This window comes from Neisseria sp. MVDL19-042950, from assembly GCF_030504625.1.
In the GTDB taxonomy this organism is placed as follows: Bacteria; Pseudomonadota; Gammaproteobacteria; order Burkholderiales; family Neisseriaceae; genus Neisseria.
In genome coordinates this window covers 288,565-301,061 of sequence record NZ_JAUKWH010000001.1, presented here as the reverse complement: position 1 = coordinate 301,061, position 12,497 = coordinate 288,565, and the positions used below count along the sequence as shown (strand labels likewise).

General features: G+C 54.3%; 10 protein-coding genes. 3 read left to right on the top strand and 7 right to left on the bottom strand.

Going from position 1 to position 12,497, the window contains the following annotated elements; translation table 11 throughout:
* The first annotated feature begins 161 nt into the window (after positions 1–161).
* Together Q0X97_RS01410 and Q0X97_RS01405 are read left to right on the top strand one after the other, a co-directional pair.
* On the top strand, positions 162–1,238 hold the full coding sequence (locus Q0X97_RS01410) for a sulfate ABC transporter substrate-binding protein (protein WP_302065476.1): 1,077 nt from the start codon (positions 162–164) through the stop codon (positions 1,236–1,238).
* 168 nt (positions 1,239–1,406) lie between these two features.
* Positions 1,407–2,219 carry an endo alpha-1,4 polygalactosaminidase gene (locus Q0X97_RS01405; RefSeq protein WP_302065475.1) on the top strand — a complete coding sequence of 271 codons (813 nt, stop codon included), beginning with the start codon at positions 1,407–1,409 and terminating at the stop codon, positions 2,217–2,219.
* Positions 2,220–2,318: 99 nt separating this feature from the next.
* On the opposite strand, the gene Q0X97_RS01400 is transcribed toward Q0X97_RS01405, so the two are convergent.
* Complete coding sequence (locus Q0X97_RS01400) at positions 2,319–2,657, bottom strand: P-II family nitrogen regulator (protein ID WP_054598602.1); 339 nt, start codon at positions 2,655–2,657, stop codon at positions 2,319–2,321.
* A 258-nt stretch (positions 2,658–2,915) separates the two neighbouring features.
* On the opposite strand from Q0X97_RS01400, the gene purL reads away from it, so the two are divergent.
* Positions 2,916–6,881, top strand: coding sequence for a phosphoribosylformylglycinamidine synthase (purL, locus tag Q0X97_RS01395; protein WP_302065474.1), 3,966 nt, complete (start codon positions 2,916–2,918; stop codon positions 6,879–6,881).
* Between the two features lie 175 nt (positions 6,882–7,056).
* Here the strand turns inward: purL and Q0X97_RS01390 are convergent, their stop codons facing one another.
* The 6 genes from Q0X97_RS01390 to Q0X97_RS01365 form a co-directional block, all read right to left on the bottom strand.
* Positions 7,057–7,626, bottom strand: a complete 570-nt coding sequence (locus Q0X97_RS01390; protein WP_302065473.1) for an SCP2 domain-containing protein — start codon at positions 7,624–7,626, stop codon at positions 7,057–7,059.
* Positions 7,627–7,672: 46 nt separating this feature from the next.
* Positions 7,673–8,452: an SDR family NAD(P)-dependent oxidoreductase gene (locus Q0X97_RS01385; RefSeq protein WP_302065472.1), complete on the bottom strand. Its 780-nt coding sequence runs from the start codon at positions 8,450–8,452 to the stop codon at positions 7,673–7,675.
* A gap of 1 nt (position 8,453) precedes the next feature.
* Positions 8,454–9,050 carry a TIGR00730 family Rossman fold protein gene (locus Q0X97_RS01380; protein WP_302065471.1) on the bottom strand — a complete coding sequence of 199 codons (597 nt, stop codon included), beginning with the start codon at positions 9,048–9,050 and terminating at the stop codon, positions 8,454–8,456.
* A 233-nt stretch (positions 9,051–9,283) separates the two neighbouring features.
* Positions 9,284–9,964, bottom strand: coding sequence for a TetR/AcrR family transcriptional regulator (locus tag Q0X97_RS01375; protein ID WP_302065470.1), 681 nt, complete (start codon positions 9,962–9,964; stop codon positions 9,284–9,286).
* Between the two features lie 95 nt (positions 9,965–10,059).
* Positions 10,060–11,097: a UDP-N-acetylmuramate dehydrogenase gene (gene murB / locus Q0X97_RS01370; RefSeq protein WP_302065469.1), complete on the bottom strand. Its 1,038-nt coding sequence runs from the start codon at positions 11,095–11,097 to the stop codon at positions 10,060–10,062.
* Complete coding sequence (locus Q0X97_RS01365; RefSeq protein ID WP_302065468.1) at positions 11,097–12,476, bottom strand: MATE family efflux transporter; 1,380 nt, start codon at positions 12,474–12,476, stop codon at positions 11,097–11,099. The genes murB and Q0X97_RS01365 overlap by 1 nt, the downstream gene beginning before the upstream one ends.
* Positions 12,477–12,497 lie beyond the last annotated feature (21 nt).

Here is a 12,497-nt window from a genome sequence, read left to right as displayed (position 1 = left end):
CAAAATCAGGCCGTCTGAAAACCGTTGCCCGCGCCGGAGATGGTTTCAGACGGCTTATAACCAAAGGCAATGATGATAAAACCAAGTATTCTTTCTCTTTTTCAGACGGCCTCGATAAAGTGTCGACCATACTCAAACCAATTACTGCAAAGGAAAATACCATGTCGGCAACACGCTTTCTCCCATTTGCCGCCGCGCTCGGCACCCTACTGGCTTTATCGGCCTGCTCGCCCGATGCTGCCAAAAATCAGGCCGAAGCATCCGCATCCGACGGAAACACCGTTGCTTCTTCCGACGGCAAAAACATCAAACTGCTGAACGTTTCCTACGATGTGGCCCGCGATTTCTATAAAGAATACAACCCGCTGTTTATCAAAGAATACCAAGCCCGCAACCCCTGTGTGGCGATCAACGTGCAGCAATCGCACGGCGGTTCGAGCAAACAGGCTTTGGCCGTCGCCAACGGCCTGCAAGCGGATGTAGCCACCATGAACCAAACTTCCGATATCGAGCTTTTAGCAAAAAAAGGATTGGTCGCATCAGACTGGCACACCCGCCTGCCCGACAATGCCGTTCCCTTTACCAGCACCACCGTGTTTCTCGTCCGTAAAAGCAATCCCAAGCAAGTGCGCGATTGGGCGGACTTAGCTAAAGACAATCTGCAAATCGTAATCGCCAACCCCAAAACTTCGGGCAACGGCCGTTACGCTTTCCTCGGCGCATTCGGCTACGGCTTGAAAGCGCACAACGGCGACGAAGCCCAAGCCAAAGCCTTTACCGCCAAACTGCTCAAAAACGTGCCCGTGTTTGAAAACGGCGGGCGCGCCGCCACCACCACGTTTACCCAGCGCGATATCGGCGACGTGCTGATTACTTTTGAAAACGAAGCCAACCATGTGAGCCGCAACCTTGCACCCGGCCAGTTTGAAATCGTGTATCCGAGCTACACCATTCTCTCGGAAAGCCCCGTCGCCGTCGTCGATGCCGTGGCCGATAAAAAAGGCACCCGTGCCGCCGCCGGCGAATATTTGAAATACCTGTGGAGCGAACCGGCGCAAGAGCTGGCCGCCAAACTCTATTTGCGCCCGCGCAACGCCGCCGTGTTGGCGAAACACCAAGCCGATTTTCCCGCCGTCGAAACGTTCCGCCCCAACGAGGTTTTCGGTTCTTGGGATGACATTGCAAAGAAATTTTTTGCCGACGGCAGTTTGTTCGACCAATTGAACGCCGCCAAATAAAATATTCTTTCCTTTTGAACCGTCAGGCCGTCTGAAAATATGTTTTCAGACGGCCTTCCGCACGCTCAAACGTATCACGGCCGCACGCAAGGCTTCGGGCCGTCTGAAACTTATCCCCGCTCCCCGCCTCAATCATATTGCCCTTGTTTTTCCGCCCGAAGCCCCTTTATGAAAACGGTAACATTCCCCGCCTTGCTGCTTGCGGGCATCATCATGTTGTGCAGCGCGGTTGGCGAATCAAAAGAAACGTACGGCGTATTTATCGGCATGAATCCCGCCGATACCGCGCAACTGCACCGATATGAAACCGTGGTCGTGGATGCCGCCGGATTTTCCGCCGCAGATATCGCATGCCTGCATTCCAAGGCGGACAAAGTATTTTCCTATCTCAATATCGGCTCGCTGGAAACCTTTCGGGATTACTACCCGCGTTTCCGCCCCATCACACTCGGCAAATACGAAAACTGGCCGGATGAATATTGGGTAAACGTTTCCGATAAAGAATGGCAGGCTTTTACGGTAAACACGCTCGCCAAACAGCTTGTCGAAAAAGGCATAGACGGCTTTTTTATCGACAATGCCGATGTTTATTTCCATTATCTCGAGCCGGATATCTATCAGGGCCTTAAAAACATCCTCGGCGGCTTGCGGCAATACCGGCTGCCCGTAATCATCAACGGCGGAGACGCTTTCGCCCGACAAGCGGCACGGAAAAAAGAATTGCAGCAACTGGCTACCGGCGTAAACCAAGAAACCGTATTTACCTCCATCAACTTCGCCACCAAACGTTTCGCCCCCCAAACCGCTGCAAACCGCCGCTATTTCACGCAATACCTGCAAGAAATGAAAGCGGCGGGCATGCAGGTTTATCTGTTGGAATACGGAGCCGAAGGCCGTCTGAAACAACAGATTCGGGATTACTGCCGCGCCAACGGGTTCAAATGCCATATCGCCGCCCGTTTGAATCTGGATAAAGAATAGAAAGCGGCCGAACCTCTGCATATCGGCAAAGAGGCCGTCTGAAAATTTCAGACGGCCTCTTGCTGCATTTGCCAAAACGGAATTTGCATCACATATATATTACACAGCCGCATCCGACCGCTCGCCCGTGCGGATACGGATTGCCTCTTCAACCGGCAGAATAAAAATCTTGCCGTCGCCGATTTTGCCCGAACGCGCGGTTTCGATAATGGTTTCCACCGCCCGCTCCACGTCGGCATCGCTCAATACCAACTCCACTTTCACTTTGGGCAGAAAATCCACTGCGTATTCCGCGCCGCGGTAGATTTCGGTGTGCCCTTTCTGGCGGCCGAAGCCTTTCACTTCGGTAACGGTCATGCCGGTGATGCCGATTTCGGTTAACGCTTCGCGCACGTCGTCGAGTTTGAACGGCTTGATAATGGCCTCGATTTTTTTCATGGTTTTCTCGCTTTGAAGAGGATTCAGACGGCCTGTTTTTAACATAAAGCACAGCAAGGTTCAATGGGCTTTTCAGGCCGTCTGAAAAGGAAAATCCAGCCAATCAAACGGGTTTTTAATACAAGACAGCAAGCCGCAGACAGTACGGCTAATACGGCTGGCGCATTAAAAATTAATTCGGTTGATTGCAGCCGAGCAGACCATACTGATTTTGTGTACAATTACGCCCATTTCCAACCGCATGTGTGAGCTAGATTCATGTCCGTCGTATTGCCCTTGCGCGGCGTTGCCGCCCTGTCTGATTTCCGCATCGAAAAACTCCTGCAAAAAGCCGCAGCCGCCGGCCTGCCGAAAGCAGAATTAAGCAGCGAATTTTGGTATTTTGTGAGCAGCGAATCCGCGCTGAACAACGAAACCGCAACGAAATTGCAGGCTTTGTTAGAAGCAGAAAGTGTCGAAAAAACACCCGAAGCCGAAAACAGCCTGCATTTGTTTTTAATCACCCCGCGCATCGGCACCATTTCGCCGTGGGCATCCAAAGCCACCGACATTGCGCACAACTGCGGCTTGGGCGAAATCGAACGCATCGAGCGCGGCATGGCGGTGTGGGTGAAAGGCGAACTGAACGCCGAGCAAAAACAGCAATGGGCCGCCCTCTTGCACGACCGCATGACCGAAAGCGTGCTGCCCGATTTTCAGACGGCCTCACGGCTCTTCGCCCACCCTGAAGCGCAAACCTTCGCCACCGTTGATGTTTTAGGCAAAGGCAAAGATGCTTTGGTACAAGCCAACAGCGAACTGGGCTTAGCGCTGTCGCCCGACGAAATCGACTATCTGCTGGAAAACTACCAAGCCTTGCAGCGCAACCCCAGCGATGTCGAACTGATGATGTTTGCGCAGGCCAACTCCGAGCACTGCCGCCACAAAATCTTCAATGCCGACTTCATCTTAAACGGCGAAAAACAGCCCAAATCGCTGTTCGGCATGATCCGCGACACCCACAACGCCCACCCCGAAGGCACGATTGTGGCCTATAAAGACAACGCCTCCATCATCGAAGGCGCGAAAATCGAGCGATTCTACCCGCGTGCGGACGAGCAGCAAGGCTACCGCTTCAGCGAAGAAGAAACGCACATTTTGATGAAAGTAGAAACCCACAACCACCCTACTGCCATCGCACCTTTCGCGGGCGCGGCCACCGGTGCGGGCGGCGAAATCCGCGACGAAGGTGCCACCGGCAAAGGTGCACGCCCGAAAGCAGGTTTGACCGGCTTTACCGTGTCCAACCTCAACATCCCCGGCTTCAAACAACCGTGGGAAGGCGGCTACGGCAAGCCCGACCACATCAGCAGCCCGCTCGACATCATGATCGAAGGCCCCATCGGCGGTGCGGCGTTCAACAACGAATTCGGCCGCCCCAACCTTTTGGGCTATTTCCGTACCTTTGAAGAAGAGTTCGAAGGCCAAATGCGCGGTTACCACAAGCCGATTATGATTGCCGGCGGCTTGGGCAACATTCAGGCAGGCCAAACCCATAAAGACCAAATCCCCGAAGGCGCATTATTGGTGCAACTCGGCGGCCCCGGCATGTTGATCGGGCTCGGGGGCGGCGCGGCTTCGTCTATGGATACCGGCAGCAACGCCGCCGATTTGGACTTCAACTCGGTACAGCGCGGCAACCCCGAAATCGAACGCCGTGCGCAAGAAGTCATCGACCGCTGCTGGCAGCTCGGTAAAAACAACCCGATCGTGTCGATTCACGATGTCGGCGCGGGCGGATTGTCGAACGCCTTCCCCGAATTGGTCAACGACGCAGGCCGCGGCGCGGTATTCAAACTGCGCGACGTGCCGCTGGAAGAGCACGGCTTAAGCCCGATGCAGATTTGGTGTAACGAAGCGCAAGAGCGTTATGTATTGTCGATATTGCCGGAAAGCCTTGATTTGTTCCGCGAAATCTGCGAGCGCGAACGCTGCCCGTTTGCCGTTGTCGGCACCGCCACCGACGACGGCCATCTGCAAGTGCGCGACGATTTGTACGGCAATAATCCCGTTGATTTGCGGCTGAACGTCTTGCTCGGCAAACCGCCCAAAACCACCCGCAGCGACAACACCGTAAGGCCGTCTGAAAAACCGTTTTCAGGCAGGCATATCGACTTGAAAGAAGCCGCCTACCGCGTGTTGCGCCTGCCCACCGTGGCCGCCAAAAACTTCCTGATTACCATCGGCGACCGCAGCGTCGGCGGCATGACCCACCGCGACCAAATGGTGGGGCGTTACCAAACTCCCGTAGCCGATGCCGCCGTAACCATGATGGGCTTCAACACCCACAAAGGCGAAACCATGGCCATGGGCGAAAAACCGACCGTCGCCCTCTTTAACGCGCCCGCTTCCGGCCGCATGGCCATCGGCGAAACGCTGACCAACCTCGCCGGCGTGAATATCGGCGACATCGGCAACATCAAACTTTCCGCCAACTGGATGGCCGCCTGCGGCAACGCCGGCGAAGACGAAAAACTCTACCGCACCGTCGAAGCCGTGTCGCAAGCCTGTCAGGAACTGGGCATCAGCATTCCCGTGGGCAAAGATTCGCTGTCGATGAAAACCGTGTGGAAAGACAACGGCGCGCAAAAATCGGTAACTTCGCCGTTGAGCCTGATTATTACCGGCTTCGCACCGGTGCAGGACGTGCGCAAAACCGTTACGTCCGAATTGAAAAACGTAGCCGACAGCGTATTGCTGGCCGTGGACTTGGGCTTCGGCAAAGCACGCATGGGCGGCTCGGCCTTAAGCCAAGTGTATAACGATATGGCAGGCGAAGCGCCGGATATCGAAGCAGGCCGTCTGAAAGCGTTTTACCAAGTGATTCAGCAGCTTGTGGCCGAAGATAAACTCTTGGCTTACCACGACCGCAGTGACGGCGGCTTGTTTGCTACGTTGGTGGAAATGGCATTTGCTGCACGTTGCGGCTTGGATGTAGATTTAAATTTATTACTTGCACAAACATTTATTACCAACCATACCGCTCTGTCTCAATCATTGCAGACTGAAGAGGTAAAAGCGTTGGCAGAATGGCAAGAAACCATTGCCCGCACATTATTTAATGAAGAGCTGGGTGCTGTTATCCAAGTTAAAAAACAAGATGTTGCCGATATTATCAATTTATTCTATCAACAAAAGCTGCATCACAATGTCTTTGAAATTGGTGCTCCGACCGATGAAAATATGCTCTTCATCCGCGACGGGCAAACGCACCTTATTTCTGACAAATTAATCAAACTGCAACAAACCTGGCAAGAAACCAGCCACCAAATCCAACGCCTGCGCGACAACCCCGAATGCGCCGACAGCGAATTTGCCCTGCTGGCAGACGACAAGCGCAGCGCGCTGTTTGCCGACCTGAAATTCGACCTTAAAGAAGACATCGCCGCGCCGTTTATCGCGAGTGGTGCCAAGCCGAAAATCGCCGTGTTGCGCGAACAAGGCGTGAACGGGCAGGTGGAAATGGCCGCCGCCTTTACCCGTGCGGGCTTCGATGCTTACGACGTACACATGAGCGACCTGATGGCCGGCCGCGTGAAACTCGCCGACTTCCAAATGCTCGCCGCGTGCGGCGGTTTCAGCTACGGCGACGTATTGGGCGCAGGCGCAGGCTGGGCGAAATCCATCCTGTTCCATCCCGAACTGCGCGACCAGTTCAGCGCCTTCTTCGAGCGCGGCGACACGCTCACTTTGGGCGTGTGCAACGGCTGCCAAATGGTGAGCAACTTGGCGGAAATCATCCCCGGCACGCAAGGCTGGCCGAAGTTCAAACGCAACCGAAGCGAGCAGTTTGAAGCCCGCCTGAGCATGGTCAACGTGCCCAAATCGCCCTCGCTGATTCTGGCCGAAATGCAAGGCAGCCATCTCCCCGTAGTCGTGAGCCACGGCGAAGGCCGCGCCGATTTCGCCCATATCGGCGGCAAAATTTCAGACGGCCTCAATATTGCCCTGCAATATGTGGACGGCTTGGGCGCAGTTACCCAAACCTACCCGCTCAACCCCAACGGCTCGCCGCAAGGCATCGCAAGCGTAACCAACGCCGACGGCCGCGTAACCATCATGATGCCGCACCCCGAGCGCGTGTACCGCACCGCCCAAATGAGCTGGCACCCCGACGATTGGCAAGACAGCGAACTTTCCGGCTGGTACAGAATGTTTGCCGGCGCGCGTAAAGCATTCGGTTAACGATCCAACCGGATAACGAACAGCCCGCATCCATTGCTTAAAAACAATGGATGCGGGCTGTTTTCAACGGTTGGAAATCATCCGCACCGGCAAGCGGTTAAGGGGAAAAAAAGCGGGCATGTTTGAAGCGGTAAGAACAATCGAACGGATATGATCACGTATATCTTATCCTTATTTATTCCGACTTGCGCCGCTCCAATTTTTCCAAACGGGCATTCAATCGGGCAAAGTCGTCGCGCAAGGTGTCGACTTGCCGCGACCATGTTTCAAAAGTTTCACGATTGATTACCGGCGATTCGGGTTCGCGGGCATAGTCGCCGAACTGTTCCAGCATACTTTGGCCGAAAGCCTTGAGCGTTTGGCCCACTCGGGCGGCCCGTGTGCCGATACTTCCGGCCACCGCATCACCGAACAGTCGGCTCAAGTCGTCGTCGGCGTAATAGCGCAAACCGCCGAACAGCGGCAGCAAAGCCATGCCGGTATCGGTGTCGCCACTGAGGGCCACATCGCCGACTCCGGGTGTTTGCCCTTGCAGCACTTTTTGCAGGGCGCTGTTTTGAAAAGTGATTTCAGCAACTGCTTCGGCTTCGCTGTGTTCAAGAAAACCTTCGGCATTTAAGGTGCCGTGTATGCGCAAACCGGCGGCATTCAGGCACACGGTGGTGCCGGCGAATCCGGCCAGCGCCGCTTGGGTTTCGCGGTTTTGCCGAATCAGGTGGTTGATAACGGGAATCAGGGCTGTCATGGGCGTTCTTTCTTATCAGGCCGTCTGAAAAAGTTTCAGACGGCCTTCAGTCTAAAACGGTGGAAAAATCATCATACGCGGTGTTTACGATTTTACCGCTGCTGCAATCGGTTTCATCAAAGGTCAATTCCGGCAGACCGAGTTTGGCGGCTTCGACCCGATAAAACTCGTGTTTGGGCGGATGCCGCTTTTCTACGATATTGCGGACGCGCAAGCCGCTCGGCGTACAGGCGGCCAAATATAAGGCGGCAACGGCGCGGCTTTGGTGCAGCATGTTCACGGGGCGGTGCATGCCTGCCGCTTTTTTGCCGCTTTTCAACAAGCTGTTGAGCGGATGGCGTTCGGCGGAATACAACCCACCCAAACGCAGAATATCGACATGCTCTATACCGCTTTCGAGAAACAGCCGCTCCGCCGCCAGCACTTTTTGCGCACTTGCCGTTTGCGGTTGCGGCGTGCTATGTTCGGTGCATTCCCGCACCTCTTCGCCGTAAACACTGGTGCTGCTTACGTAAACAATATGCCGTATGCCGAACTGTTTTGCCGCTTGCGCCCAAACCGCCAGCAAATCGGTATAGCGGCCGACTGCCGACGGCGGCAACAGGCAGATCCACACTTTTTTATCGGACCATTTGCGCCAAAAGGCCGTCTGAAAAACTTTTTCATCGTTTAAATCGACGGCATCCAATTCAATCGGCAGATTGATGTCGTCGGAAGTCAGGCTGCGTTTCAAGGCCGACACGCGGCCGCCGTTTTCAAATAATTTTTCAGCCAGCGGGCGGCCCAGATAACCCATGCCGAGTATGGCCGTATCGGGTGTTTTCATTTCAGACGGCCTCTGCATTCTTCCAATCCGGCGTTACCCATTTGGATACGTCCACAAACCGGTAGGCCGCCATTTTTTCCAGCAAACCTTCGGGGGTGCCGTCGACGCACAGCAGGTTCATATTGGCTTGCGGCATAAAGCCCGCATCGGCGGTTTGCTGCAACATGGCTATCATCGGATCGAAAAAGCCGTTTACATTCAATATGCCTATAGGCTTGCCGTGCAGCTTCAACTGGGCCTGCGAAAGCACTTCAAACAGTTCTTCGTAAGTGCCCAACCCGCCAGGCATGGCGATAAAGGCATCGGCGAGCGCTATCATTTTGTTTTTGCGCGTGGTCATATCGGGTGTTTCGACCAACTCGGTTAAGCCGGTATGCGCCACTTCTTTTTCCCGCAAAAACGTGGGAATCACACCGGTTACTTTACCGCCGTTTGCCAGCACGGCATCGGCCACCGTTCCCATCAGGCCGATTCTGCCGCCGCCGTAAACCAAACGGCTGCCGCGTGCGGCTATGGCCGCCCCCATCGCTTGAGCCGCATGGAAATAAGCGGAGGTATCTCCCAGATTGGAACCGCAATAAACAACAATGTTTTTCATGTTACCGGCAATTTCAAAAAAGTAAGAAGCGGGTATTGTATAGCAAATAAACCCACTTTTGATACGAGGCGGCAAGCCGCAGGTAATACAAGCGATACGGCCAAGCGCAGCAACGCCGCAGCAGTTGTAAGTTTATTTGTTACCGCAAATATGGCCGTCTGAAACAAGGCTACGTAAAAAGGCCGTCTGAAAAGTTTCAGACGGCCTCCGATCAAAAACAGTTTATTGCCGTTTCAGCCCCGATACATCGTATCGTTCACACAGTCCGATTCCAACGTCAGGCTGCTGACGGTTTCGTCAAACTCGGCCAGATATTCCGGCAAAAGATAAGGGCGCAGCAGGCTGAGGGTGCGCTGGATGCCGCGGACTTTGGAATCTTCGGTCAGTTTGGCGCGGCCGCGCAGCGAGCCGTCGAAATCGAACCAGTATTTGGTTACCATCCACATGTTTAAAGCCAAATCGTTCATGGCGGTTTCGTCGGCTTTGATGATGCCCAAGCCGTTTAAGCGGGTGAGCAGGTTCACCAGCAGCGGCGACACTTTGGCTTGGGTGAAATTATTGTGTTCGCCCAACAACTCCGCGCTTCTTGCCAGCAAGGTGTTCACGTCGCTGAAGAGGAAACGGTAGCGCCACATCACGTCGTAAATACCCGACATGTAGCTGATGGCGTCGCATACGCCTGCGGGCAGTTGGGCGTTGTGCAGGTAGTTGAGCAAATCGTCGCTGTACCGTTTGAACAGCTGGACGATGATTTCGTCTTTATTGCGGAAATGGTAATAGAGGTTGCCCGGGCTGATGCCCAAATGGGCGGCAATGTGGTTGGTGCTGATGTTGCGTTCGCCTTCTTCGTTGAACAACATCAGACCCGCATCAATGATTCTGGTATAAGTATTTATTTTTATTTCTTTTGCCACGTTGCTACTCCTTAAGGCGGCATACCGCCGCCCGTTTCAATTTATGCCCTTAACAAACGGTTGATTATAACCAAGCCGTTTTGTTTTGGCTGCAATCACAACGAAAAAGATGCCGGAAGCCAGTTCGGTTCCGCATGCAATGCCACACCGAAGCGTTCCTGTACGATTTGGCAGATGTATTGCGCGAGGCGGTAAACGTCTTGCGCTGTGGCCTGCTGTTTGTTGACCAGCACCAAAGCCTGTTTGTCGTGCACCGCCGCACCGCCTATGCCGTAGCCTTTCAGACGGCATTGGTCGATCAACCAGCCCGCCGCCAGTTTGACGCTGCCGTCGGCTTGCGGGTAATGCGGCATTTCGGGGTATTGTGCCAGCAGCTTTTGCGCGGTTTCGTTATCGACAATCGGGTTTTTGAAAAAACTGCCGACATTGCCCAGCACTTTCGGGTCGGGCAGTTTGCTGGCGCGGATGCTGCACACGGCTTCGGATACGTCTTTCGCCGTTGCCGCACGGCCTGCGCATTTTTCCGCCAATACGGCAGCCAAATCGCCGTAGCGGACGTTGGCGGTGAATTGTTCTTTTAAGGCGAACACAACCGAAACAATCACATAGCGCCCTTTGCCTTGCTGTTTGAACAGGCTTTCACGGTAGGAAAAGCAGCAGTCGGCATTGCTTAATTCGACAAAAGTTAAAGTGTCCAAATCAAAGCAGCGCACGCTGTGGATGATGTCTTTCACTTCCACGCCGTATGCGCCGATATTCTGCACCGGCGACGCGCCTACCGTGCCCGGAATCAGGCTGAGGTTTTCCAAACCGCTCAAGCCCATATCCAGCGTTTTCAACACAAAGTCGTGCCACACTTCGCCGGCCTGCGCTTCTATATAAACGAGGCCGTCTGAACGGAAAAGTTCGCGTATGCCTTTATTTTGCATGTGGACGACCAGCCCGTCGTAGTCGCGCATCAGCAGGATATTGCTGCCGCCGCCGAGCCACAAAACGGTATGGCGGTCGAATTGGGGCAGCTTTACCAATTCCGGCAAATCCGCTTCGTTTTCCAACACGGCAAAATCACGCGCCGCGGCTTTGAGGCCGAATGTGTTGAGCGGCGTTAAATCCACATCGTGCAACAATTGCATCACAACATCCTTTTACGTTCAGCCACCGAACGGCTGCATATTTCCAAATACCAAACCAGTAAAACGGCGGCGACGGTGAGCGAAATCACCAGTGCCGTCCAAAAACCGTAAATGCCCATGTCTGCCGAATAGGCCAGCAGATAGCCCGGTACCAAACCGAAGCCCCAAAAGGCCACGGCGTGAATCAGCATCGGGATTTTGGTTACTTTATAACCGCGCAGGGCATAAGAAGCGACGCATTGGGTGGCGTCGCCCAACTGAAACACCGCCGCAAACAGCAGCACCGTTGCCGCAATCGCCAATACCGCCGCATCGTCGGTGTACATGCCTGCCAGCGGGTAGCGTAAAAATACCAACAGCAAAGCGGTAAACACCGCCATCACCACGCCCAAAACCAATGAAACGCCCGAAATATAACGCGCCCGCGCATATTCCCTGCGGCCGATGGTGTAGGCCACCCGCACCGTGCCTGCCGAGCCGATGCTTTGCGGAATCATATAAATCACGCTGGTTAAGCTGATCACCACTTGCTGCGCCGCCACATAATCTTCGCCTTGCCGTGCCACCAAAAACACGATGCACGAAAACAGGCTCACTTCCAGAAAAAACGACAAACCGATCGGTGCGCCCAGTTTCCAGATTTGTTTGAACACCTTCATATCGGGCTTGCTGAACCGCTCGGTCAGCTTAAACTGCCTGAAGTATTTCTGCTTCACCACATACAGCCAAAGCGCGGCGGCGTTGAACCAAAACACCAAGGTAGTTGCCACACCGCAACCCGCACCGCCCAGCGCAGGCATGCCGAATTTACCGTACACAAACGCATAATTGAGCGGCACGTTCAGAAAAAACGCCAAAAAACTCACAATCATAATCACGCGCGGCCGGTTCAGGCTTGAAGCATAGGCATGCAAGGCGCGGTGTATCATCGCCGCAGGCATGGCCAAGCCGGTAAACAGCATGTATTGCGCCATCATGCTTTCGACGTTTTCATTCAAATCGAGCAGTTTCTGAAACGGAACAATAGCCAGCCACATCAGCAACATGCCTATCACGCCCATCATCAGGCCGAACCACATACTCTGCCGCCCCGTTTCGCCCACTTCGTCGTATTTGCCTGCGCCGTAAAGCTGGGAAATGATCGGATTCAATGCCGTCATCACGCCGAGGAAAGTGATGTACACCATCACAAACGCGCTGCTGCCGAGGGCGACGGCGGCCAAATCGTTTTTACCCGCACCGCCCGCCATCACCGTATCCACAAAGCCCACACCCACTTGCGCCACTTGGGCAAGCAGCATCGGCAGGGCGAGCAGCACGAGTTTTTTGCTTTCTTTACGGAAAACGGGGTAGGAATAACGGTTTAGGTCGAAAAGCATAAAGATTCCAAATTCAGACGG

What these genes read in the sequence shown, in the direction of transcription:
- Q0X97_RS01410 (WP_302065476.1), top strand. Translation starts at nt 162, where the DNA reads ATGTCGGCAACACGCTTTCTCCCATTTGCCGCCGCGCTCGGCACCCTA.
- Q0X97_RS01405 (WP_302065475.1), top strand. Translation starts at nt 1,407, where the DNA reads ATGAAAACGGTAACATTCCCCGCCTTGCTGCTTGCGGGCATCATCATG.
- Q0X97_RS01400 (WP_054598602.1), bottom strand. Translation starts at nt 2,657, where the DNA reads ATGAAAAAAATCGAGGCCATTATCAAGCCGTTCAAACTCGACGACGTG.
- purL (WP_302065474.1), top strand. Translation starts at nt 2,916, where the DNA reads ATGTCCGTCGTATTGCCCTTGCGCGGCGTTGCCGCCCTGTCTGATTTC.
- Q0X97_RS01390 (WP_302065473.1), bottom strand. Translation starts at nt 7,626, where the DNA reads ATGACAGCCCTGATTCCCGTTATCAACCACCTGATTCGGCAAAACCGC.
- Q0X97_RS01385 (WP_302065472.1), bottom strand. Translation starts at nt 8,452, where the DNA reads ATGAAAACACCCGATACGGCCATACTCGGCATGGGTTATCTGGGCCGC.
- Q0X97_RS01380 (WP_302065471.1), bottom strand. Translation starts at nt 9,050, where the DNA reads ATGAAAAACATTGTTGTTTATTGCGGTTCCAATCTGGGAGATACCTCC.
- murB (WP_302065469.1), bottom strand. Translation starts at nt 11,097, where the DNA reads ATGCAATTGTTGCACGATGTGGATTTAACGCCGCTCAACACATTCGGC.
- Q0X97_RS01365 (WP_302065468.1), bottom strand. Translation starts at nt 12,476, where the DNA reads ATGCTTTTCGACCTAAACCGTTATTCCTACCCCGTTTTCCGTAAAGAA.